Below are 23,529 nucleotides of genomic sequence, written 5' to 3'. Positions count from 1 at the left end.
TTATTGTTTTAAAGCCAAACAAACTTCTTTTATCGTTTCGCTTACCGGTTTAAATTCAAAACCTATTGCTTTTCTTATTTTAGTGTTATCAAACTCGCGCGTTACTGATGCCGCACGGGCGCTGGTTTTGTCAAGGGCCGGGGCTTTACCCGTTACTGCTGCCCATGTAGCCGCAGCCCGCCAGGCCATTTCCATCATCCAGGGTTTAGCCAGAGTGGTAGGGGCAGGCACGCCCATGGAGGTGGCTATTTCTTCAAAAAGCTGCTTGTAATCGCGGTTTTCGGCATTGATGATGTAGCGTTCACCACTAATGTTGGTTTCCATCAATGCTATCATGCATTTGGCTACATCCTGCACATCAACAAAACCAATAGTGCCGCGGGTGTAAAATTTAAGGCCCTTGCGCACGGTCTCAAAAATCTGTCCGCTGCCGGCTGTGCCGGCGCTTGCCCCAATAATAATGGTGGGATTTACAATAACAGCGTCCAGGCCTTCGGCGATGCCCCGCCAAACTTCCATTTCACTTTCCAATTTAGATATTGCGTAGCCATCCGTTTCGGCTGTTGAATCAAGGTGATGGTTCTCGGTGATCAGTTCGCCGGGCTTAGCATCGCCTACCGCCGCTACAGAACTCGTATGCACCATACGGATACCCTTTTCGTTGCAAAGATCAACCAGTGTAGCCGTTCCCCGTACGTTGGTGCGTATCATGGGTGCTTTATCGGCTTGCTTTAAAGATACAAAAGCGGCGCAATTATAAACCTGGGTGATGCCTTCAAGGGCAAGTTCAAGTGCGGCTTCGTCCATCAGGTCGGCATTAACCCATTCAATTTTAGCTGCGTATGGTGCCAATATCCGGGGAATGGTTGAAGATTCCCTTTTGGTGCACCGGATACTATTTCCGCGCAGCACAAGTTCCTTCGCTAATTCCGCCCCTAAAAATCCTGTTGCACCGGTTACTAAAATCATATCTGCAAATCTGCAATTAGAAATGCGGATGTGCAAATATGCAGACGTGCTGATAAAAAAATAAAAAATGATGTTTGATATTAAAAATTGGATAACGACACGTCCAAAAATATCTGCACATTTGCACATTAGCATATTTTGCACATCAATAAACAATGTCTTTAGCCGATTTTTTTACACCTATCGATCTTAAAAAGATCACGCCAAGAAACGGATATTTCACCAGTCAGCTGGGCGATAAGATCGAGCACTATTCGGTTGACTTTCCGGATCTGGAACAAAAAACCGATATAGCTATTATTGGAGTGCTTGATGACAGAAATGCCATAAACAACCCCGGTTGTGCCTTGGGGCCCGATTATGTCCGCGAGAAACTTTACCAGCTTCACGAGGGCAGCTATACCACCAGGATAGCCGACCTGGGTAACATCGCCCGCGGCGAAACAGTAGTTGATACTTATTACGCGTTAAAAACCGTTGTTGAGGAACTGATTAAAAAAGACATTACCCCGCTGATCATCGGCGGAGGGCAGGATCTTACCTACGCCCAGTACCTTGGGTATGAAAGTCTTGAACAAAAGGTAGATATGCTGGTAGTTGATTCGCAGTTTGACCTGGAAGACGATAGTTTCAGTGAAACCATTGAAACTACTTCTGCGTCTTATCTGAATAAAATTTTCCTGCACGAGCCAAATTACCTGTTTAACTACAGCAATATGGGTTATCAAACCTATTTTGCCAGCCAGGATAGTTTGCGTGTTATGGATAAACTTTATTTTGATGTGCACCGCCTTGGCGAGCTTACCCAAAACATAGCGGTGGCCGAGCCCATCATCCGCAATGCCAACATGATAAGCTTTGATATGGGTGCCATTCGCTCATCAGACGCGGCGGGCAATGCCAACGCGAAACCAAACGGCTTTTATGGCGAAGAAGCCTGCCAGATATGCCGTTACGCAGGTTTTAATGATAAACTTACGTCAATAGGTTTCTACGAATTTAACCCGGCGTATGATAGTAACGGGCAAACCGCCATGCTGCTTTCGCAGATGGTATGGTACTTCATCGATGGCTTTTATAACCGCAAACGGGATTTCCCGCTCAATCCAAAATCACAATACCTGATATACAAAACCAGCCTTAAACACGACGAACACGAACTGGTGTTTGTGAAGAGCAAAAAAAGCGACCGCTGGTGGATGCAGGTGCCTTATCCAACAGGCGGTTCAAAAAACGAGCGATTCCATTTAGTGCCCTGCCGGTATGACGACTATAAAACTGCTGTATCCGGCGAAATGCCCGATCTGTGGTGGCGCACCTATCAAAAACTGAACTAACCTGCAATTGATTAGGCATTTACCCGTTATAGATACTTTACCAATATTTTAAATGAAGAAATTGTTTTTTGCCTTATTGGCATTTTTGCCTGTGCTAGCCTTTGCTCAAAACGGAAAACCGTTTACCCTGCAAACCAAACTTACTGATATAAAAACGCCGGCTAAGGCTTACCTGGTTTACTACTCGGGAGCTGATAATATAATAGATTCCGCCAATGTCATTAACGGCGAGTTTAAGTTTGAAGGTGTGGTGATGGATCCGGTTATGGCATCACTGTTTATCGACCATAAAAATCAGGGCTTTGATAAGTACAGCGAGGAGAACTTCCCTAACGGCAGGCCTTCAAAAACCGCTGATGGCCTAAGCTTTTTTATTGAAAAAGGTGATATCACAATCACTGGAAAGGACTCTATTGCGCACGCCGATATTATCGGGTCGCCCGTAAATGATGATAACAAAGCACTTAAGTCGCAGTTGAATGTGATAGTGGACAAAGCAAAAAAACTAACCGCCGAGGCCCAAAATGCGCCCGCCGCACAGCAACGTTCTGCGGCGTTTCAAAACAGCATGCAAGCCAAATATAAAGTACTGCAAGCCGAGCAAAAAAGCGTTCTTAAAAATTTTATAGCCACTCATCCATCAAGCTATATCAGTTTGCTGGCTTTATCGGGCATAAGCGGCCCTACCCCACAGGTTGCCGAAATAGAACCCTTGTTTAACCAGCTATCGGCTGATCTGCAAAATTCTGAAGGTGGTAAACAGTTAAAAATATCCATTGATGCATTGAAGCTAACCGATATAGGCGCTATTGCGCCTGACTTTACCCAAAATGATGTAAACGGCTTGCCGGTGCAATTGTCATCATTTCGGGGCAAATATGTGCTGATAGATTTTTGGGCGTCGTGGTGCGGCCCCTGCAGGCAGGAGAACCCAAACCTGATAAAGTTATATAACAAGTATAAAGGCAAAAACTTTACAGTGCTTGGCGTATCGTTAGACAAACCCGAGGGTAAAAGCGCCTGGCTTGCAGCTATTAAAAACGACGGACTTACCTGGACACAAGTCTCTGACTTGAAATACTGGGGTAATTTAGCCGCTACTTTGTATGGCGTCCAGTCTATCCCGCAAAACTTTCTGATAGACCCGCAGGGGAAAATCGTAGCCAAGGGCCTGCGCGGCGATGATCTGGATATTGCATTGGAAAAGTTACTCGGTAAAATTTGATTTCGTGCAATTTAATTTGATATTAGGGCTTACAAATTGATAACGATATTATGAAAAAACTAATTGCAAGCGCGATGGCGCTTTTGCCAATGCTTGCTATGGCACAGGATGCCGCCTTTACCGTACAAGGCAAGGTTGGTGCTTACAACGCCCCCGCCAAAGTTTACATACAATACCGCAACGCTGGAAAAACGGTTATGGATTCGGCTGTATTGAAAAACGGCGAATTTAAGTTTACGGGCATGGCGGCCGCCACACCCGGGCAGGGATATTTATTGCTAAACCCTAAAGGCAATAGCATAAACTCATCACGCGATTATAAGGCCATTTATATTGAGCCGGGAACCATTACCGTGAACGGCAATGACGAAATTGCAAAAGCATCGGTAAGCGGTACAAAGGCAAACGCCGAAAATGAACAATATCAGGCGGCTTTAAAACCCATAAACGATGCTTATACAGCGATGGAAGAAAAGCAAAAGGGTATTACCGACGAACAAAAAAAATCTCCTGCTTTTATGAGGGAAAGCTGGAAGGATGAAAAAACCATAGAAACACAGGAAAAAGAAATAAACAAAAAATTTATACAGGAGCACCCCGACTCGTACGTGAGTTTAAACGCTTTGCAAAGCTTTGTTTACAGCGCCGATTATGTAGATATTGAGCCGCTTTACAGCAATCTTTCCCCTGCAATAAAGGGATCAGAGGGGGGTAAGGCGTTTGGCGATCTGCTGCCCAAGCTTAAGAAAGTAGCCCTTGGCGCAACCGCCCCTGATATTGCCGAAGCTGATACCGCAGGTAAGGTTGTCAGCCTGGCCTCATTCCGCGGGAAATATGTATTGGTTGATTTTTGGGCATCGTGGTGCGGCCCGTGCCGCCGCGAAAATCCAAATGTTGTTCGCGCCTACAATCAGTATAAAACAAAAAACTTTACCATTTTGGGGGTGTCGCTTGATGGTAAAGGTGCTAAAGCGGCATGGATGGGTGCCATCCATAAGGACGGCCTGCAGTGGACACAGATATCTGACCTGCAAGGCTGGAAAAGCCGCCCCGCCGATACATACGCGGTACGCGCCATCCCTCAAAATTTTCTGATTGACCCTAACGGTAAGATCATTGGCAAAAACCTGAGAGGCCTGGACCTGGAAGATAAGCTTGCCGAATTGTTCGGGAAGATCTAATTGAGTCAGAAAGTCCGGAAGACAGAAAGTCCGAAAGATAAAGCTGCTTAGCTTCTTCTTTCGGACTTTCTATTTAACGACTATTTATCTTTCCGTCTTCCGGACTTTCGGACATTGGACTTTCGGACTATAATTTAATGACTATTTATCTTTCCGTCTTTCGGACTTCCGGACATTGGACTTTCGGACTATAAAAGGTCAAACCCGATATCCTTACGGAAATATACCCCATCGTAATAAATACGGGCGGCGTCGGCAGTGGCCTGCTGCAGCGCATCGAACATATTATCCTGTAAGCTGGTAATGGCTAACACGCGGCCCCCGGTTGCCTTTACTTCGTCGCCATCAAGGCTGGTGCCCGCATGGAATACATGCGAATCGCGAACATTTTCGATACCGGATATGGTTTTATTTTTTAAGTATTCGCCCGGATAGCCGCCGGCTACGCACACTACGGTAGCAGCGGTTTTATCAGCTATTATTAACTCTTTCTCGTTCAAATTGCCGTCGGCAACGCCAAGCAGCAGGTCTACAAAGTCACTCTCAATACGCGGCATAACGCTTTCCGTTTCAGGGTCGCCCATACGGCAGTTGTATTCAATAACCCAGGGCTCGCCATAGGTATTCATTAACCCTATAAAAATAAATCCTTTATAGGGTATTCCTTCACGTTTCAGCCCCTCAATAGTAGGAATGATCACCCGCTGCTCTACCTTTTGCATAAATTCCGCATCGGCAAACGGCACCGGCGAAACCGAGCCCATCCCCCCGGTATTTAAACCGGTATCCCCTTCGCCAATGCGCTTATAGTCTTTCGCTTCGGGTAATATTTTGTAGTTGCTGCCATCGGTCATTACAAAAACCGAAAGCTCTATTCCCTGTAAAAATTGTTCTATCACCACCTTTGAGCTGGCATCACCAAATTTGGCTTCGGTAAGCATTTCCAATAGTTCCTGGCGGGCTTCTTCAAGGGTAAGGCAAATTAAAACGCCTTTGCCTGCTGCCAGTCCGTCGGCTTTTAATACCACGGGCAGGCCGGCGGTGGCCAAATAGTCAAAACCTTCCTGCAAAGTATCGCGTGTAAACGTGCGCGACGCAGCAGTCGGCACGTTGTTACGCTGCATAAATGCTTTTGAATAGTCTTTGCTGCCCTCTAATTGAGCGCCTTCCTGTTGAGGGCCAATTACCGGAATGTTCTTTAGCAGTTCATCAGCCAAAAAGAAATCGTGAATACCTTTTACAAGCGGTTCTTCGGGCCCTACCAGCACCATATTGATACCGTTTGCCAGGCAAAAAGCCTTTATGCCTTTAAAATCAGTAACCTTTAAGTTAACGTTAGTACCATACTGGCCGGTACCGGCATTGCCGGGCGCTATAAAAAGCTTGTCGCATTTCTGGCTTTGCGAAATTTTCCAGGCGAAGGCGCTTTCCCTTCCGCCCGAGCCAAGGAGCAGGATGTTCATACGGGCAAAGATAATGTTTTTGAGAGTATCGAGTATCTAGTATCAAGTATCAGGATTTTGGCCATTTGAAGCAATGTACTTGCTACTTGATACCTGCTACTTGATACTATTTTCGTACCTTTGCATGTCAAAATGACTTTAAAATTGCACTGGCGCAATTATTGAGTTTGGTGCATTATATAAAAACAATATGTTAGATTTTTTCAGTAAGCTTTTTGGAAGCAAATCAGAACGTGACGTTAAAGGCCTTACGCCTATAGTTGAGAAGATAAAGGCTGCATACGCCAAGCTTGACCAGCTGAGCAACGATGAGCTTAGGGCTAAAACAGCAGAATTTAAAGAGACCATTGCAGCAGGCCTTGCCGGTGTCGACAGCGAGATACAGGCCATAAAAACCCGTACCGAAACCGAACTGAATATGGAGGTAAGCGAAAAGGTTACCCTGTATACGCAGTTGGATAAGCTTGAAAAAGACCGCAATAAAGAGCTTGAGGATATATTAATGAATATTTTACCTGAGGCATTTGCCGTGGTAAAAGAAACGGCGCGCCGATTTGCTGAAAACCCAATCCTTGAAGTTACAGCAACCCAGTTTGACCGTGAGCTGGCAGCCAAAAAAAATAATGTCATTATAAAAGGCGATAAGGCCGTTCACCATAACACCTGGCTTGCTGCGGGTAACGAGGTTACCTGGAATATGGTACACTACGACGTGCAGCTGATTGGTGGTATTGTACTGCACCAGGGTAAAATTGCCGAGATGGCAACCGGTGAAGGTAAAACGCTGGTAGCTACGCTGCCTGCTTACCTTAATGCCATTGCAGGCCAGGGTGTGCACATTGTAACGGTTAACGATTACCTGGCACGCCGCGATAGCGAGTGGATGGGGCCTTTATATGAGTTTCACGGCCTGGCGGTTGATTGTATTGATAAGCACGAGCCAAACTCTGAAGAGCGCCGCAAAGCGTACTTAGCTGATATTACCTTTGGTACCAATAACGAATTTGGTTTTGACTATTTGCGTGACAACATGACACGCAGCCCTGAAGAGCTGGTGCAACGCAAGCTGCACTACGCCATGGTGGATGAGGTGGATTCGGTGTTGATTGATGACGCCCGTACGCCGCTGATCATATCCGGGCCAATTCCGCGTGGCGATGAGCACGAATTTTATGAGCTTAAACCCCGTATAGAGCGCCTTGTGAACGCCCAGAAAGCATACGTTAACAGTGTTTTAAACGAGGCCAAAAAAGCGATAAATGATGGTGATACGGGTATTGATGGAGGCGGCTTGTCTTTATTACGCGCTCACCGTGCATTGCCAAAAAATAAGGCCCTTATCAAATTTTTAAGTGAAGGCGCAAACAGGCAGGTATTGCAAAAAACGGAAAACCATTACATGCAGGACCAGGGCAAGGAAATGCCCAAGGTTGATTCGGAACTGTTTTTTGTCATCGACGAAAAGCATAACTCGGTTGAACTTTCTGAAAAAGGTATCGAACTGATCACTGCATCGGGTGAGGACCCAAGCTTCTTTGTAATGCCCGATGTAGGTACCGAAATTGCCAATATTGAAAAGTCTGATCTTCCGGCCGAAGAAAAGATTGCTAAAAAAGACGAGCTGATGCGCGATTTCTCTATCAAATCAGAACGTATCCACTCGGTTAACCAACTACTTAAGGCATACACATTATTTGAAAAAGATACCGAATATATCCTTGACGATGGTAAAGTAAAAATAGTTGATGAGCAAACAGGCCGTGTGTTGGATGGCCGCCGTTACTCGGATGGGTTACACCAGGCTATTGAGGCTAAGGAGAATGTTAAGGTAGAAGATGCTACACAAACGTTTGCTACGGTAACTTTGCAAAACTACTTCAGGATGTACCACAAACTTTGTGGTATGACCGGTACCGCCGTTACCGAAGCGGGCGAGTTTTGGGAAATATACAAGCTTGATGTGGTAGAAATACCAACCAATACCCCGATAAGCCGCGACGACAGGCAGGATCTTGTTTACCGCACCGTGCGCGAAAAATACAACGCCGTAGCCGAAGAGATTGTGAGCCTTACACAGGCTGGCAGGCCGGTACTTGTGGGTACAACATCGGTAGAGATATCTGAATTACTGAGTCGTATGCTTAAGCTGCGAGGTATCAAGCACAATGTACTGAACGCTAAAATGCACCAGAAGGAGGCCGACATTGTGGCCGAAGCTGGCCAGGCGGGCACAGTGACCATTGCAACCAACATGGCCGGCCGTGGTACGGATATAAAATTAGGCCCGGGTGTGCAGGCTGCCGGCGGTTTAGCCATTGTAGGTACCGAGCGCCACGAATCGCGACGTGTTGACAGGCAGTTGCGCGGGCGTGCCGGAAGGCAGGGCGACCCGGGTTCGTCGCAGTTCTTTGTATCGCTTGAGGATAACCTGATGCGTTTATTTGGCTCGGAGCGTATCTCAAACCTGATGGTGCGCATGGGTATCGAGGAAGGTGAGGTGATACAGCACTCAATGATCTCGAAATCAATTGAGCGAGCACAAAAGAAAGTAGAAGAGAATAACTTTGGTATACGTAAACGCTTGCTGGAGTATGACGATGTCATGAACTCGCAGCGTACCGTTATTTATGCTAAGCGGAAGAACGCCCTGTTTGGAGACCGCCTTGACGTTGACCTGAGCAATACAGTTTATGACGTTATTGAAGATGTAGTAACAGAATATAAAGAGGCGAATAATTACGAAGGTTTCCAGATGGAGATCATCCGTTTATTCTCGATAGATACTGAAGTTAACGCGGAGGAGTTTTCGGCTACCAATATAAATACATTGGTTGAGAGCACATTTACCGAGGTAACCAACTTCTATAAACGCAAGGCAGAGGCGGTTGCGCAGCAGGCATACCCTGTGTTAAAGGATGTTTACGACACCCGCGGCCAATATGTAGAAAATATTGTAGTTCCTTTTTCTGATGGTATCCATGGCCTGCAGGTATCGGTTCCACTTAAAAAGGCAGTTGAGAATAACGGCTTAGAAGTATTCAAATCCTTCGAAAAAAACGTTACCCTTTATCTGATAGACGACGCCTGGAAAGAGCACCTGCGCGAAATGGATGAATTGAAGCAATCGGTACAAAACGCCGTTTACGAACAAAAAGACCCGTTGCTGGTTTACAAGTTTGAAGCCTTTGAGTTGTTCCGCCAGATGTTATCAAACGTGAACAAAGAGCTGGTTAGCTTCCTTTTCAGGGGCGGTATCCCGGTTCAGCAGGCGCCGGAGCAGGTACGCGAGGCAGCACCGCAGCCAAAGCTCGATCTAAGGAACATGCGTACGTCAAAACCGGAATTGGTTAGAGAAACCAATGGTATGCCGGTTGAAGATACACGCGAAATACAAAAGCCGACCCCCGTAAAAGTGGAGCAAAAGATAGGCAGAAACGACCCGTGCCCATGCGGTAGCGGCAAAAAATACAAAAACTGCCACGGTGTAGGGCAAAATTAAAAATATGTTCTTGTCACCCTGAGCGATAGCGAAGGATCTGATAGTGAACAAGCATATTGGCAACAGATGCTTCACTATCGTTCAGCATGACAACGCAAACAAACCCCGTGCGTAATTGCGAGTATGAAGCAATCTCTGAACGATGCATAGCCGGTATGCTTAAAGAGATTGCTTCGTACCTCTAATGACGGTTAAGGATTAAAACACAAATATGAAAAAAGCAATATCTGGTAACCAAGCTCAATTTAGCCTTATCAAATGTTGCTTTTTTTGTGTAGCCATATTACTGCCGGCATTTGCCGCAGCACAAACACGCGGCAAGGTACAGGTTGTAGCCCCGGCCTTGTTTGACACCCTTTTAGCCAGGCGTGCCGATCTTAATAAAAGCAATGTTAGCGGCGCTGTGGGTTATACCTCATCGTATGGTTATCGTGTGCAAATATACAGCGGCAGCAACCGCACCGCGGCTTATAACGCGCAAGCTAAATTTAACAGGGCCTTCCCCGAGATGCGCACTTATATTATTTACCGCGAACCGAATTTTAAAGTAAGGGCCGGCGATTTCAGGTCGCGAATTGAGGCCGAGCGAATGAAAGAGCAGCTAAAAACGATGTTCGCGGCAATGTTCATCGTATCCGAAAAGATCAATCCACCAAAAACCGCTACCCCTAATGATTAAAGAAAGAATACGCGCTTTAGCAAAAGATATTTTTGATGATGTGGTAGCTAACCGCAGGCACTTGCACTCGCATCCCGAACTTTCTTTCCATGAGGTAGAAACATCGGTGTTTGTGGCAAATAAGCTGGAAGAACTTGGCCTGGAATATCATAAAATGGCTGATACAGGCCTGGTGGCATTGATAAAGGGTGATAAGCCCGGCGATCAGGTGGTGGCCCTGCGTGCAGATATGGACGCGCTCCCAATTACAGAGGCGAACAATGTTCCGTATAAATCGCAAAATCCCGGTGTAATGCACGCCTGCGGGCACGATGTGCACACTTCATCGTTATTGGGCGTGGCCAAAATACTAACAAGCTTAAAAGGCGAATTTGGTGGCACTGTAAAATTGATATTTCAACCGGCTGAAGAAAAGCTGCCTGGTGGTGCCAGCCTAATGATAAAGGAGGGGGTACTTGAAAACCCTAAGCCTGCTGCTGTTATTGGCCAGCATGTTATGCCGCTTATTGATGCGGGTAAGGTGGGGTTCCGCGCCGGTAAATACATGGCATCAACCGATGAGCTTTACGTTACCGTAAAAGGCAAAGGGGGCCACGGCGCCCAGCCCCAGCAAAATGTTGATCCGGTTATCATCACCGCGCATATATTAACTGCCCTGCAAACCATTGTTAGCCGGTTTGCCGATCCTAAAAGTCCGTCGGTATTGTCATTCGGTAAGGTAATTGCCAATGGCGCTACCAACGTTATCCCTAACGAGGTTTATCTGGAAGGGACCTTCCGCACGATGGACGAAAAATGGCGCAGCGAAGCGCACATTAAAATGAAGAAAATGGCCGAAGGCATCGCCGAAAGTATGGGCGGCAACTGCGAGTTTAATATTATGAAGGGTTACCCATTTCTTATCAACGAGGAAAAGTTAACTGCTGTAACCCGCGCCAATGCCGAGGATTACCTTGGTAAGGAAAACGTGCTCGACCTGGATATCTGGATGGCTGCAGAGGATTTTGCTTATTACTCGCAGGCAGCCGATAGTTGCTTTTACCGCTTGGGTACCCGTAACGAGGCCCGGGGCATTACCTCATCGGTACACACCCCAACCTTTGACATAGAGGAAAGCGCGCTGGAGTTGAGCACTGGCCTGATGGCTTACCTGGCGGTTAAGCAGTTGGGGAATTAGGTTAGTCCATGGACGATAGTCGATAGTCTATGGAGTGCTTTTTTGTGCAGTAACGTACCATTGAATATGTTTATTGACTATCGGCTATGGTCTGTGCTTCTGCCTCTTTTTTAATTACCAGGTTACGCTTTACCAGCAAATTGGTCATATATTGTTTCAGGAACAACCGATCGGCAAGATTGCCAAATACACCTAATGGCGATTTAAAAATAAACACGTCCCTCATAAGTGTTTGACTATCATTGAGTTTGTCGAAATAATGCTTATGCCTGAAACTTTTGAAAGCACCCTCGACCATTTCATCAACAAAGAAGTTGGGTGAGTTAAATTCGGTGATCTTAGAGGTAAGATTTTGCCATATGCCGAAGTGTTTTGCCCGCCAGGTAACGGTTTCGCCCAGTCCTATCAGTCCGCTGGTGCGGCCGGAGATGGCTTTTTCGCCGGTATGCGCGGTTGAAGCCATATGAATATCTATATCCCTTGATACGTCAAAGCAGCATTGTATAGCGGCGTTAATGGTGGTAGATAATTCTATTTTTGGCATAATATTCCTGACCGAAGCTGCCAACAAAACGCAGGCAGATATGCTGCATTAGCGGCAGTTTTTCAGAAAATTCCTTAAAAAATCTGAGAAATTTCCGGTTAAAACTCTGCGTTTTTCGGGAACCTTGGGAAAGGTATAACATCCCGGATGTTGCCCATCCCGGTAACAAAAAGTACCAAACGCTCGAAGCCCAAACCAAAACCCGAATGCGGGCATCCACCAAAACGGCGGGTATCCAGGTACCACCAAAGTTCCTCTTTAGGGATGCCTATCTCGTCCATACGCTGCTCCAGTTTATCAAGGCGTTCCTCGCGCTGCGAACCGCCAACGATCTCGCCTATGCCCGGGAAAAGGATGTCCATAGCGGCAACGGTTTTGCCATCGTCGTTCTGGCGCATGTAGAACGATTTTATCTCTTTTGGATAATCCGTAAGGATAACCGGTTTTTTGAAGTGTTTCTCAACCAGGTAACGCTCATGTTCTGATTGCAGGTCGGTACCCCATCCTTCTACAAGATATTGGAACTTTTTCTTTTTGTTCGGGGTCGATTCTTTCAGGATATCAATAGCCTCGGTGTAAGTAAGGCGTTCAAAATCATTGTTCAAACAAAACTGCAGCTTTTCTAACAGGGTCATTTCAGAGCGTTCGTTTTGCGGCTTCTGTTTTTCTTCGTCAAGCAACCGCTGACTTAAAAATTCAAGATCCTCTTTGTTCTTATCAAGCACATAGCTAATCACATATTTAAGTAAAGCCTCGGCAAGGTCGGCGTTGTCCTTGGCGTCGTAAAAAGCCATCTCAGGCTCTATCATCCAAAACTCGGCCAGGTGGCGGGTAGTGTTTGAGTTTTCGGCACGGAAGGTAGGCCCGAATGTATAAATGTCGCTTAAAGCCATTGCGCCCAGCTCACCTTCCAACTGGCCCGATACGGTAAGGTTAGTGGCACGGCCGAAAAAGTCCTGTTTAAAATCTACCTCGCCGGTTTCAGTTTTTGGGGGGTTGGCCAGGTCAAAGTTGGTTACGTGGAAGGTTTCGCCGGCACCCTCTGCGTCACTGGCGGTAATTACAGGCGTATGCAGGTACACAAAGCCCCGCTCCTGGAAAAAGGTATGTACGGCAAACGATAGCGTATTACGCACCCTGAATATGGCCCCGAAAGTATTGGTACGGAACCGCAGGTGCGCTATTTCGCGTAAAAATTCGAGGCTGTGCTTTTTAGGCTGCAGGGGATATTTTTCCGGGTCGCTGTCGCCAAGTATTTCTATGGATGTTGCTTTAACGTCAACACTCTGGCCCTTTCCCAACGATTCGACAAGCCTGCCGCTAACGCTAAGCGCCGCGCCGGTACTAATGCGTTTTAATAAAGCAGGGTCGGTGTTTTCAAAATCAACAACTATTTGCAGGTTGCTATTTGTTGAGCCATCATTTAAAGCTATGAACTGATTGTTGCGGAAGGTACGTACCCATCCTTTAACGGTTACATCAATATCGGTTTTACCGCTTTCAAGCAGTGCTTTAATTTTTGTACGAGGGCTCATATTATAAAAGTATATGCGGCAAAAATACAATTATTTGCTAAAAAGCCCTCCTAAATCTCCTTGCCGGCTTGCGGATTTAGAAGGGCTTTTAATACTGGTGCTGTCACTTGCCTGCAGATAGCGCACCGGTTAATTAGTTGCGGGGCAGATAGATCAGGAACTGGCCTTTAGTGTACTTAACACTATCGGGGTAAGTGCTTGATGTAGCCGGAAAGGTGCGCTTAAGGTTTAAAGTAAACTTACCTTCTATAGCGTGGTTCACGCTGTCAACATCGGTAACCTCGATAGAGCTGCCGTTTGCCAATCCAACACTGTAACGACTAACGGTATCGGTACCAATTAGCTGATAGTATTTGCCCTGGTTACCTGTTAAGGTATAAACACCCTTGCCGGTGTATTTAACATGCATAATAATACCTGCAGTTCGGGTAATGCCGGCTATTGCGATAGAGTCGGTGCCAATTTTTTTACTGCCCGGTTCTGCATAAACCTGTAACCCGGCCCTTTCAGCGGCAAAATAAGGCTGATAAGGTGGCGCGCAGCAATTGTCATCGTTTTTTATACATGCCGTTAGCAATAACGAAACAGCTGCAATTGATGTAAATGTTAAGATGAACTTTTTCATATAGGAAGTATTTTGAATGTGTTTTATACTATACGTTAAAAAAATTGCAGGCGCTACAACGTAAATAATTTTTTTTCAGACAGGAGTGATTGCCCGCATGCTCTGTAAGGTGTGTAACAACCCTGTTATAACCGGTAGTTTGTTAAACTATGAGTGTTGGGGTACGTCATACATACAAAACATACGATTATGAAAAAGATAATAATTACTGCAGCGATATTTTTAAGCTGTATAGCATACAAATCAGCCGACGCGCAAATCAGTTTAAGCATCAATATTGGCAGTCAGCCCGAATGGGGCCCTGCAGGTTATGACCATGCCGATTATTACTACATGCCCGATATTGACACCTATTATGATGTTCCGGCCCATCAGTACGTTTACCTGGAAAACAACACCTGGGTACGCAGGGCAAACTTACCGGTAAGGTACAGCAACTATAATGTGTATAAGGGATATAAAGTTGTGATAAACGAGCCAAGGCCATGGACCCGCGCCACTGTTTACCGCACCAAGTATGCAAGCTACCGGGGCCATTCAGGTCAAAACATCATCCGTGATAGCCGCGATGTAAAGTACCGTAACCATTGGGTGGGTAAAAGTAATAACCGCCCTGTACGGGTAGATCACCGGAAAGTTGTAAAAACTAAAAAGGTGACGCATAGAATGCACTAACGGATAGCGAACTCGTAATATCTGCAGGTAAAAGCATTGACAACCGCAACAAGGGTGCGGAGTGGATGCCGGAGCAGTAATATTGCCGTAAGCGCTTACTTTTTTGAGATAATGCTTACCCTTGAAGCATTATCTTTTACGAAAGCCTCCCATCCCGAGTGGTTCTTTTTACTGGTTACCTTGCCGCCGCGTGCTACCGTTATCTTTTGAAACGAGTGGCAAACAGCTACAGCCAGGCCATCGGTAGCATCTAAAAAATCGGGGGTTTCATTAAATTTAAGAATGGTTTGCAGCATGGCTGATACCTGCTCTTTGGTTGCACTGCCGTTACCTGTAATAGACTGCTTAATTTTACGGGGAGAATATTCGGTTATTGACACATCGCGGGATAACGCTGCGGCCATACACACGCCCTGTGCACGGCCAAGCTTGAGCATTACCTGTATATTTTTGCCGTAAAATGGGGCTTCGATCGCCAGGCAGTCGGGCTTATAGTTATCAATTAGCGCCACAGTTTTTTCAAATATGCGCTGAAGCTTTAGCATGTGGTCGTCAATTTTGTCCATCTTAACAACACCCAGGCTTATCAGATCAATTTTAGGCCCCTTTTCAAGCACCAGGCCGTAGCCCATGATGGCCGTTCCGGGGTCGATGCCTAAAATTACGCGCTCTTTGTGAATTACCTGCTCCATGTATTACAAAACTAATATTTAGGCGCCGGTTTTATGCAGAACGGCCATATATTCTTCGCGGCTTATCATCCGGGCGCCCATACTTTCCAAATGCCCCGTATATACCTGGCAATCTATCAGTTTATAGCTGGTGGTATTGCAAAGCCATGTAAGCGCCGTTTTTGAAGCATTGCTTACTTTACTGAACATACTTTCGCCACAAAACACGTTGCCCGCCTGTACACCGTATAAACCACCGGCCAATTCGTTGTTGTGCCATACCTCAATTGAATGTGCGTAACCCAGGGTATGCAGCGCAGCGTATGCGGCTTTCATATCTGCCGTTATCCAGGTGCCATCCTGCCCCTCGCGCTTTACCGACGAGCAAGCCGCCACAACCTCATTGAAACAGGTATTGGCAGTTACGCTGAATTTGCCTGAACACAGCACTTTTTTCATTGATTTTGAAAGCTTTAATTCCTGCGGGTATAAAACAAAACGTTCGTGCGGCGAATACCACAATATAGGCTCGTCATCGCTGTACCAGGGGAATATGCCGTTTTGATATGCCAGCAGTAAACGCGCTGTTGACAGATCGCCGCCCACGGCCAGCAGGCCATCCTCTTCTGCCAGTTCCGGATCGGGGAAGAGCAAGCGTTCATCAAGCCTGAAAATCATGAGGCAAAATTAAGCCTTCTTACGTATTACCAGCTTTTTATTTTGGGCCTTAGCAATGTTATCCATGTATTGCTGCATCTCGGTATATTTTGCGGCCGGTATTACATGGTTTGTTAAAACAAATTTGCTGGTGCTTATTACCTGATTTTTGGTGGTGTCGTAAACGTAATTAACGTCAAAGCTGCCGTATGTGAATTTTAGGCTCTGATTTGCCGGCAAAGCTTCAACTTCAAAACTTTCGGGCAGGGTGATGATAGTCGTACAATTTTTCAGCATGGGCTGATTAAAGTAATAATCCGACTTCCTGTTTTCTGCTACAGGCAGCGTATTGCCCCATATATCTATTGCACGCGGGCGATAGAACTGTTTATTGCCGGCCTTTACATCGCAAAACTTATCATACTCGATATCAAGGGCTACTTCTTTAACGCCATCCTTATCAGTTAAAGGCTTATATTCAAAAACCGTTGGCTGTTTAATATTGAGCATGCGGATGAGGTACTCCTTTTGATCGTCGGCTTTCAGGGTGGCAATACCCAGGTAATCGTCGCGGTATTCGCCGGTGCTCGAAATTTTAACCCGCGCTTTGGCGCCGCCATCGGCATTTAATACAATCTGCACCTCGCTGTTCAGTTGATTATCTGCAGCAATGCTTTTTGGGGTGTTTACTAATTTGCCGCCTGTTTCGGTAATCAGCAGGGCCCGCCTGTTTTCGGTAAAAGGACCAAGCTTTCCGCATGCCTGAGTGCTGCTGGTACATTCCAGCCAGGTAGTATCGCCCTTTAACGGTACACAAAGTATCACATGGTCAAACGAGTTGCGCGCAAAGCCGGGCTCTGCAGGTTCCGCATTAGCCCCGGAATTAATAATGGCGTAATTGGACGGAATACCCACCGCTTTTAACAACGCATACATGTAGTTAGACAATGCTTTACAATCGCCGTATTTTTGCTTGTCTACAAAATCGGCGGCAAACGGTTTCATGCCGCCAATGCCCAGGCTTATGCTTACATAGCGCATGCTTTGCTGCATGTACTCATACAAAAACTTCACCTTTTCTTTATCGGTTTTTATGCCGGCTGTCATTGTTCGTATCTCTTCGGCCCTTTGTGTGCTAAGTGTACATACATCAGCATTTAAACCCAGTATCCATTTACCGAAGCTATCCCACGAACTGAAATTACCATCAAGGCCGTAAAATTCAAATTGATTGGCAGCAAAGTATATCCGCGGTAAAACCCTCCATGACCTGGCCCCCTCTTCGAGTTTAATGGCCTTTAAATTGGATACGTGCCACAAATAGCTATCAGTTTTATTATCTGTAGTTGCCTGCGGCTTTACCCTGATATTACGGTTAAGGTATCTAAACCCCGACCCTGTTTTAATTGCAATATGGCAGTAAGCATCCTGTACAGATTGCTCGGCGGATTGAATATACCACGATTCGATGTTCATAGAACTCCGGTACTTTGTTTCGGATATAATTTCAATGGTTGAAGGGTAGGTGGCAATGTTATGTGAAATCATCATCAGCCGCTCATCAGTAACTATGGAGCCGCTTACGGCCGAGCGATCGTACATATCGCTTTTATGGTACTTTTTTACCAGATCGCCTCCCGCGTTATAAACACGCATCTCAAACGACCCGATAGAGTTGTATTTTTTGCTATACTCTAATACCGCCTCGGCCTCGTCGTTGCCTTTTTCATTTAAAACGGTCACTATCGAGTGTTCTTTCACTGAAATATCATCAGGCCCGTCAACCGTTATATCTTTCATCTTATAACGTACAACCGAGTTGGCTTCCTCTTTTAACGAATCGGGGATACCTGCCGCGGCGTAAAGCTTTTTTGGTATTTCTTTCTCCTGCGCATAGGCGCCGTTTACCAAAATAACCGAAAGCGCCGCTGTATACAGCAGGCTTTTTATTTTAAAGTATTGCATATTAGGATTTCTTTAACACCACCTGCTCGTTGAGCATCTCGTACATTTTTTTGTAGAACTCATGCAACTCCGGGTAATCCTCTTTAAAAAAGATAGATTTTTTCTGATCGACGTTAAAGCGGATCACTATAGTACCGTCCTGTTCTGCCGCTATCCGCCTGAAGAAAATGGTTTTATCCGGCGTGGTCATGCTAATGCTTTTGGGTAATACGTCAACTTTATAGCCGGCAGGTACTTTAAAAGTGCAATTTATGATATAATTACTGCGGTAGCCAAAGTCAATATCAGTGTAGCGGTTTTCGCTTAGAAAAGGGTTGTTTTTTATGGAACTCAACATGTTAGGATTAAAGTAAATGTAGTTCCCGTCAGACCCGGTAAGGTCAAGATCAAAGTTTAATGTATGGGTTAGCGGCAGGGTGTCAATATCCATCCCTTCGAATTTCAGCGACGATACCTTAAGGTTATTATCGTCGTTTTGAATGTAATCGATAAATTTCTTTTCGCCATCTTTTTTGTACCGCGCCATAGCATCCACACGGTTGTAATCAAAGTTGCTTATAGCGGCAGTTCCCGTCATTTTTCCGTCGGCTTTTATCTCGCCGTTCAGCATCACTACCTGCCTTATCGGCTTTACATTCTGCAGAAAAAGCACATCGTAATCCTTCGCGTCTTTATTCATATAAAACCCAAATGAATTCAGGAAATTTGAAGGGATTTGGTTATAAATGTTGTATTTATTCGATGCATCAAGCACGTAAAATTTAGTGCTGTCAACCGGTACGTAGGCCACCGTGGTATTAAACTGGTAGTAATTTGGATAGCCCGGATTAACACGCCCGTTTTTACGGGTGCTTGCTATCATCGGGTAAACTTTTACGCCGGATTTTTTTAATAAATGGTATAAGATCATGTTTATCTCGCCCGAGTTGCCCGACTTTTTGTCCCAGGCTTTTGATATGCCATCGTCCGAATATTTGTCGTACAATTCGCTCCATTTCATATTCTTTTTAACCTCATCAAATAAATAAGCTATCCGGTCATCATCATTAGGCAAGCTTTTGGCTTTGGTGATAAGCGCTTCTTCGCCTTCAATTTTATGGTTTAGCTGCCCGCCAAAATAAATAGACTCCATTAGCGTTTCGCCAACCTTTTTCCACGAGTCGGAAAAAGTCATCACTCTTTGCCCCATTGACCTTATGGTCATTAACTGGAATAATATACGCTGATAGTTATCCTGACGCGAGCTCATAAAAGGCTCGTTCGGAATTGACGGAACATTTGCTAATGCCTTTGTAATTGAACCATCGCGATTGGTTTTGTTAACCGCATACGGCTGGCGCACAGTTTCCAGGTTTTTATAGTATAAAATATCTGGCACGTTGGTAGTTAGTTCGCTGTAACGGGTAGGTATGCTGGTTTGAAAATACCAGTCGGGGAAGTTGCCTATGTTATTGCTTACAATGGCATATTTGTATTCAATTACCGACCCCGGTTTAACGTTAGGTAACGAAAAAACTGTAGCTGTGCGCAGCCTGTCAACCTTTTCGGTGAATATTTGTTTTTTATCAACTTTAGTGATTTCGGGCGCACCGCTGGTAAAGTTAATGGTTTCGGCTTGTATGCCGGATATGTATTCAGACCGGTCGCCGCCGTAATACTCTATACGTACGTTGGCATAGTCTTTACCGTTATCATTAAATATTTTAACACGTTTGTGTATCTCAGTTACAATATCGTAATTATTGTTGAAGTAAACTTTGCTTTTATCGAACAGCACTTCGGCATTGGCTGCTTTTTCAAAGTCGCACGACGTCATTTGCAGGTCGGCTAAATCAATTTTACCGTAAGGTTGTGTAGTAGGAGCAGTTGTTTGAGTTTGAGCATTGGTTACAGAAACGCCAATGGTTAATAAGATAAGTGTAATAGTTTTGCGCATATAATTAGGTTTAGGGCGCACTAATATAGCGTTTTGTGCCGTATTTAAGCATATTTTTAAAAAAATACGCCACATCAATTATTTATGATAAGGCTAGCCGTAACATTGTATTGTTGAATAATTGTATATTGCTTTACCGTTAGTATCACTGCAAAACCCACTTAATGGAGAATATATATAAGATTATCCTTGAGGAAACCCTTGCGGGTTATTGGGATTGTTATCTGCAGGAAGATAAGGTGATTTTGAGTGCTGCTTTTAAAGCCATGTTTGGGTATCTTGACCACGAACTGCCCGACACTACCGAAACATGGGCCAAATTGATATTGCCCGAAGATATGCCCCGGATGGACGCCTGCCTGAAGGCGCACTATGAAAGCCATGGCAAAAACCCCTTCAATATTGATGTAAGATACAAGCATAAAAATGGCTCGATAGTTTGGATAAACACAACCGGCCGTGTTATTGAATGGGATGGGGGTACACCCTTACGCATGGTGGGCTGCCATATTGATATTACCGATAAAAAAACCATTGAACAAACGCTTGAGATTAGCGAAGAAACGTTCAGGAACGCTTTTGAATACTCGCCTATAGGGGTAGTGCTGGTATCAATGGCGGGTAAGTTTATGAAGGTAAATAAAAGCATATGCGAAATGCTTGGCTATACGGCAGAGGAGCTGATGACCAAAACCTTCCAGGAGATTACCCACCCCGAAGACCTGGAGGCAGACCTTGCCTTACTGCAAAAAACCCTGAGTGGTGAAATACGAACTTACAATCTGGAAAAGCGGTACATCAAAAAGGACGGGAGCTTTATATGGATATTGTTGTTTGTGGCGCTGGTGCGCGATAAGACCGGCGAACCTTTATATTTTGTATCGCAAATAAAAGATATTACGGAACGCAAAAAGGCCGAATCGCAGCTGAAGGAAAGTGAGCGCAGATGGATATTTGCGTCGGAGGGGACCGGCGGCGGTATTTGGGACTTTGACCTGCGTAACAATACGATATTTCATTCTAAACAATGCCTGAGCATGATAGGCCTTGAAGAGCATGAATTTAGTAACGAGCCCGGGCAATGGACCAAGCGGGTGCATCCGGACGACAGGGAAAGGTATATTGCTGATGTGCGGGCTTATATAGAAGGCAAAACGGACATATACTCGAACCAGCACCGTGTTTTATGTAAAGATGGCACCTATAAATGGATACTTGACAGAGGAAAGGTTATAGAGTACGACGAAAATAACAAGGCTGCGCGCATTATTGGTACCCACATAGATATTACTGAGCAAAAACAACAGGAGCAACATCTGCGCGAAACCCTGGAGGTGGTAAGCAGCCAGAATAACCGCTTGTTAAACTTTGCCTATATTGTATCGCATAACCTGCGCACCCATGCCAGTAATTTTAAGATGATAATGGATGTACTGGCCGACCCACACACCAGCGAGGAGGAAAAAACTGAGCTATCCGGCCATTTAGCGAAGGTTTCTGAGCAGTTGAATGAAACCATCACCAATCTTAATGAGGTGGTGTCTATACAAACAAATGTAGATATCCAAAAGTCTGAGATAGACTTGCTTAGCTATTTTAACCGTGCTGTGGCGTTGCTAAGTAACGATATTAGCTTATGGCACATTCATATTGATAACCAGATGCCGCCTGACTGTACCTTGGTATATAGCCCGGCTTATCTGGAAAGCATTATTTTGAACCTGGTAAGCAATGCTATCAAATACCGGTCGGCAACAGAGCACCCGGAAATTACATTTAAATATTTTAACGAACACGGCCGGCAGGGCTTTACCATAGCCGATAACGGCATAGGTATAGATATGGAGAAAAATGGCAACGACTTATTTGGCATGTACAAAACCTTCAACGGTAACCGTGATGCCAAGGGAATGGGGCTTTTTATTACCAAAAACCAGGTAGAAGCCCTGGGGGGTAAAATTGAAGTTACAAGTCAGTTGGGCAAAGGCACAACCTTTAAGGTGTACTTAACCTGAATCAGGTTTTTATTTTTTTCAGGATATCATCAGCGGTTAATTTTTCCTGCTCGCCCGTTTCCATGTTTTTAAAGGTGAGTAAACCGCTTTGCATTTCGTCGCTGCCAATTAACACAGTATATGGGATATGTTTGTTATTGGCATACTCCATTTGCTTTTTAATTTTAGCGCCCGCGGGATAAAGCTCGGCGTTGGTGTTTTGGCTGCGCAGGCTCTGTAATAATGGCAGGCCATATTTTTCGCCCTGCTCATCAAAACAGCAAATAAGCACTTGTGTGCTTTGCTCTGCCGATTGCGGGAACAGGTTCAATTCTTCCAATACATCGTAAATACGGTCGGCACCAAATGAGATACCTGCGCCGGTAAGGCCTTTAAGGCCAAACATACCGGTAAGGTCATCGTAACGGCCACCGCCGCCGATGCTGCCCATAGCTACCTCATTGGTTTTCACCTCGAAAATAGCGCCGGTATAGTAGTTTAACCCACGGGCAAGGGTAATATCCAGTTCCAGTTTGGCCGTTAGCGGTTTGCAGGCCGCCACATAATCAAATACGGTTTGTATCTCATCGCATCCCTGTAAGCCAATCTCAGAATTTTTTAACGCCGTACGCAGGCTGGCCAGCTTTTCATCATTGCTGCCCTCTAACAGGATAATAGGTTTAATGGTATCAATATCCGCCTGGCTAAAACCACGCTCAAGCAGTTCTTTTACAACACCATCAAAGCCAATTTTGTCAAGCTTATCAATAGCAACGGTCATATCTATAATGTTGTCGTGCTTATCAATAACCTGGGCTATGCCCGATAGTATCTTTCGGTTGTTTATTTTGATGCTGAAATCTTTTAACCCAAGCAGGCTTAAGGCTTCGTCATATATCATAATAAACTCCGCTTCGTTTAATAACGACGCCGAGCCCACTACATCCGCGTCGCACTGGTAAAACTCGCGATAGCGGCCTTTTTGCGGCCTGTCGGCACGCCAAACCGGCTGCACCTGGAAGCGTTTGAACGGAAAGATGATCTCGTTTTGGTGCTGTACCACGTAGCGGGCAAATGGCACGGTTAGGTCGTATCGAAGGGCTTTCTCTGAAATAGAGGCGGTTATCTGGTTTGAGTTGCGTGCGGCAAGTGCGTGTTCATCTGCCCGGGCCAGGAAGTCCCCGCTATTTAATATCTTGAATATCAGTTTATCGCCCTCATCGCCATATTTGCCGGTAAGGGTGCTCAGGTTTTCCATCGAGGGGGTCTCTATCTGCTGGTAACCGTATTTTCTGAATACGCCTTTTATGGTATCAAAAATAAAGTTACGCTTTGCCATTTCGGCGGGAGAGAAATCGCGGGTACCCTTTGGTACAGATGGTTTGATGGATGCCATG

General features: G+C 45.3%; 18 protein-coding genes. 8 read left to right on the top strand and 10 right to left on the bottom strand.

The window, feature by feature from the left end; all coding sequences use genetic code 11:
• Complete coding sequence (locus tag GWR56_RS03690; RefSeq protein WP_162429815.1) at positions 1 to 969, bottom strand: NAD-dependent epimerase/dehydratase family protein; 969 nt, start codon at positions 967 to 969, stop codon at positions 1 to 3.
• Between the two features lie 155 nt (positions 970 to 1,124).
• On the opposite strand from GWR56_RS03690, the gene GWR56_RS03685 reads away from it, so the two are divergent.
• Genes GWR56_RS03685 through GWR56_RS03675 form a run of 3 tightly spaced genes read left to right on the top strand, consistent with a single transcriptional unit; the run spans position 1,125 to position 4,712 of the window.
• The gene (locus GWR56_RS03685) at positions 1,125 to 2,306 is read left to right on the top strand and encodes a formimidoylglutamase (RefSeq protein ID WP_162429814.1); all 1,182 of its coding nucleotides are present in this window, start codon (positions 1,125 to 1,127) and stop codon (positions 2,304 to 2,306) included.
• A 52-nt stretch (positions 2,307 to 2,358) separates the two neighbouring features.
• A complete protein-coding gene (locus tag GWR56_RS03680; protein ID WP_162429813.1) occupies positions 2,359 to 3,531 on the top strand; it encodes a TlpA disulfide reductase family protein in 1,173 nt (390 codons plus the stop codon).
• A 50-nt stretch (positions 3,532 to 3,581) separates the two neighbouring features.
• The gene (locus GWR56_RS03675) at positions 3,582 to 4,712 is read left to right on the top strand and encodes a TlpA disulfide reductase family protein (protein ID WP_162429812.1); all 1,131 of its coding nucleotides are present in this window, start codon (positions 3,582 to 3,584) and stop codon (positions 4,710 to 4,712) included.
• A gap of 188 nt (positions 4,713 to 4,900) precedes the next feature.
• Here the strand turns inward: GWR56_RS03675 and purD are convergent, their stop codons facing one another.
• Positions 4,901 to 6,175, bottom strand: coding sequence for a phosphoribosylamine--glycine ligase (purD, locus tag GWR56_RS03670; protein ID WP_162429811.1), 1,275 nt, complete (start codon positions 6,173 to 6,175; stop codon positions 4,901 to 4,903).
• Positions 6,176 to 6,365: 190 nt separating this feature from the next.
• Here purD and secA point away from each other — a divergent pair, with 190 nt between their 5' ends.
• The 3 genes from secA (at position 6,366) to GWR56_RS03655 (ending at position 11,530) form a co-directional block, all read left to right on the top strand.
• Positions 6,366 to 9,674 carry a preprotein translocase subunit SecA gene (secA, locus tag GWR56_RS03665; RefSeq protein ID WP_162429810.1) on the top strand — a complete coding sequence of 1,103 codons (3,309 nt, stop codon included), beginning with the start codon at positions 6,366 to 6,368 and terminating at the stop codon, positions 9,672 to 9,674.
• Between the two features lie 211 nt (positions 9,675 to 9,885).
• Positions 9,886 to 10,353, top strand: coding sequence for an SPOR domain-containing protein (locus GWR56_RS03660; protein WP_162429809.1), 468 nt, complete (start codon positions 9,886 to 9,888; stop codon positions 10,351 to 10,353).
• Complete coding sequence (locus GWR56_RS03655; RefSeq protein WP_162429808.1) at positions 10,346 to 11,530, top strand: M20 family metallopeptidase; 1,185 nt, start codon at positions 10,346 to 10,348, stop codon at positions 11,528 to 11,530. The genes GWR56_RS03660 and GWR56_RS03655 overlap by 8 nt, the downstream gene beginning before the upstream one ends.
• Positions 11,531 to 11,600: 70 nt before the next feature.
• Here GWR56_RS03655 and GWR56_RS03650 read toward each other — a convergent pair whose 3' ends face one another.
• From GWR56_RS03650 to GWR56_RS03640, 3 genes are all read right to left on the bottom strand, one after another.
• Entirely contained in the window at positions 11,601 to 12,074 is a 474-nt protein-coding gene (locus tag GWR56_RS03650) for an SRPBCC family protein (protein WP_162429807.1), read from the bottom strand.
• A 98-nt stretch (positions 12,075 to 12,172) separates the two neighbouring features.
• The gene (gene asnS / locus GWR56_RS03645; RefSeq protein ID WP_162429806.1) at positions 12,173 to 13,609 is read right to left on the bottom strand and encodes an asparagine--tRNA ligase; all 1,437 of its coding nucleotides are present in this window, start codon (positions 13,607 to 13,609) and stop codon (positions 12,173 to 12,175) included.
• 133 nt (positions 13,610 to 13,742) lie between these two features.
• Entirely contained in the window at positions 13,743 to 14,234 is a 492-nt protein-coding gene (locus GWR56_RS03640) for a DUF6252 family protein (RefSeq protein WP_162429805.1), read from the bottom strand.
• Between the two features lie 189 nt (positions 14,235 to 14,423).
• On the opposite strand from GWR56_RS03640, the gene GWR56_RS03635 reads away from it, so the two are divergent.
• Positions 14,424 to 14,909, top strand: coding sequence for a hypothetical protein (locus GWR56_RS03635; RefSeq protein WP_162429804.1), 486 nt, complete (start codon positions 14,424 to 14,426; stop codon positions 14,907 to 14,909).
• A 95-nt stretch (positions 14,910 to 15,004) separates the two neighbouring features.
• Here GWR56_RS03635 and ruvC read toward each other — a convergent pair whose 3' ends face one another.
• The 4 genes from ruvC to GWR56_RS03615 are packed head-to-tail and all read right to left on the bottom strand — an operon-like array spanning position 15,005 to position 20,138.
• The gene (gene ruvC, locus GWR56_RS03630) at positions 15,005 to 15,601 is read right to left on the bottom strand and encodes a crossover junction endodeoxyribonuclease RuvC (RefSeq protein ID WP_162429803.1); all 597 of its coding nucleotides are present in this window, start codon (positions 15,599 to 15,601) and stop codon (positions 15,005 to 15,007) included.
• Positions 15,602 to 15,619: 18 nt separating this feature from the next.
• Entirely contained in the window at positions 15,620 to 16,258 is a 639-nt protein-coding gene (gene aat, locus GWR56_RS03625; RefSeq protein ID WP_162429802.1) for a leucyl/phenylalanyl-tRNA--protein transferase, read from the bottom strand.
• A gap of 9 nt (positions 16,259 to 16,267) precedes the next feature.
• Positions 16,268 to 18,202 carry a DUF3857 domain-containing protein gene (locus GWR56_RS03620; protein WP_162429801.1) on the bottom strand — a complete coding sequence of 645 codons (1,935 nt, stop codon included), beginning with the start codon at positions 18,200 to 18,202 and terminating at the stop codon, positions 16,268 to 16,270.
• Between the two features lies 1 nt (position 18,203).
• The gene (locus GWR56_RS03615) at positions 18,204 to 20,138 is read right to left on the bottom strand and encodes a DUF3857 domain-containing protein (protein ID WP_162429800.1); all 1,935 of its coding nucleotides are present in this window, start codon (positions 20,136 to 20,138) and stop codon (positions 18,204 to 18,206) included.
• A 164-nt stretch (positions 20,139 to 20,302) separates the two neighbouring features.
• Here GWR56_RS03615 and GWR56_RS03610 point away from each other — a divergent pair, with 164 nt between their 5' ends.
• The gene (locus tag GWR56_RS03610) at positions 20,303 to 22,153 is read left to right on the top strand and encodes a PAS domain-containing sensor histidine kinase (protein WP_162429799.1); all 1,851 of its coding nucleotides are present in this window, start codon (positions 20,303 to 20,305) and stop codon (positions 22,151 to 22,153) included.
• A 1-nt stretch (position 22,154) separates the two neighbouring features.
• Here the strand turns inward: GWR56_RS03610 and hisS are convergent, their stop codons facing one another.
• Positions 22,155 to 23,528, bottom strand: a complete 1,374-nt coding sequence (gene hisS / locus GWR56_RS03605; RefSeq protein ID WP_162429798.1) for a histidine--tRNA ligase — start codon at positions 23,526 to 23,528, stop codon at positions 22,155 to 22,157.
• Position 23,529: the final 1 nt, after the last annotated feature.

Origin of the sequence: Mucilaginibacter sp. 14171R-50, from assembly GCF_010093045.1 — a bacterium.
In the GTDB taxonomy this organism is placed as follows: domain Bacteria; phylum Bacteroidota; class Bacteroidia; order Sphingobacteriales; family Sphingobacteriaceae; genus Mucilaginibacter.
This window is presented reverse-complemented; position numbering and strand designations above follow the sequence as displayed.

Coding starts and splice junctions, on each gene's coding strand:
- GWR56_RS03690 (WP_162429815.1), bottom strand. CDS start 969: ATGATTTTAGTAACCGGTGCAACAGGATTTTTAGGGGCGGAATTAGCG.
- GWR56_RS03685 (WP_162429814.1), top strand. CDS start 1,125: ATGTCTTTAGCCGATTTTTTTACACCTATCGATCTTAAAAAGATCACG.
- GWR56_RS03680 (WP_162429813.1), top strand. CDS start 2,359: ATGAAGAAATTGTTTTTTGCCTTATTGGCATTTTTGCCTGTGCTAGCC.
- GWR56_RS03675 (WP_162429812.1), top strand. CDS start 3,582: ATGAAAAAACTAATTGCAAGCGCGATGGCGCTTTTGCCAATGCTTGCT.
- purD (WP_162429811.1), bottom strand. CDS start 6,175: ATGAACATCCTGCTCCTTGGCTCGGGCGGAAGGGAAAGCGCCTTCGCC.
- secA (WP_162429810.1), top strand. CDS start 6,366: ATGTTAGATTTTTTCAGTAAGCTTTTTGGAAGCAAATCAGAACGTGAC.
- GWR56_RS03660 (WP_162429809.1), top strand. CDS start 9,886: ATGAAAAAAGCAATATCTGGTAACCAAGCTCAATTTAGCCTTATCAAA.
- GWR56_RS03655 (WP_162429808.1), top strand. CDS start 10,346: ATGATTAAAGAAAGAATACGCGCTTTAGCAAAAGATATTTTTGATGAT.
- GWR56_RS03650 (WP_162429807.1), bottom strand. CDS start 12,074: ATGCCAAAAATAGAATTATCTACCACCATTAACGCCGCTATACAATGC.
- asnS (WP_162429806.1), bottom strand. CDS start 13,609: ATGAGCCCTCGTACAAAAATTAAAGCACTGCTTGAAAGCGGTAAAACC.
- GWR56_RS03640 (WP_162429805.1), bottom strand. CDS start 14,234: ATGAAAAAGTTCATCTTAACATTTACATCAATTGCAGCTGTTTCGTTA.
- GWR56_RS03635 (WP_162429804.1), top strand. CDS start 14,424: ATGAAAAAGATAATAATTACTGCAGCGATATTTTTAAGCTGTATAGCA.
- ruvC (WP_162429803.1), bottom strand. CDS start 15,601: ATGGAGCAGGTAATTCACAAAGAGCGCGTAATTTTAGGCATCGACCCC.
- aat (WP_162429802.1), bottom strand. CDS start 16,258: ATGATTTTCAGGCTTGATGAACGCTTGCTCTTCCCCGATCCGGAACTG.
- GWR56_RS03620 (WP_162429801.1), bottom strand. CDS start 18,202: ATGCAATACTTTAAAATAAAAAGCCTGCTGTATACAGCGGCGCTTTCG.
- GWR56_RS03615 (WP_162429800.1), bottom strand. CDS start 20,138: ATGCGCAAAACTATTACACTTATCTTATTAACCATTGGCGTTTCTGTA.
- GWR56_RS03610 (WP_162429799.1), top strand. CDS start 20,303: ATGGAGAATATATATAAGATTATCCTTGAGGAAACCCTTGCGGGTTAT.
- hisS (WP_162429798.1), bottom strand. CDS start 23,528: ATGGCATCCATCAAACCATCTGTACCAAAGGGTACCCGCGATTTCTCT.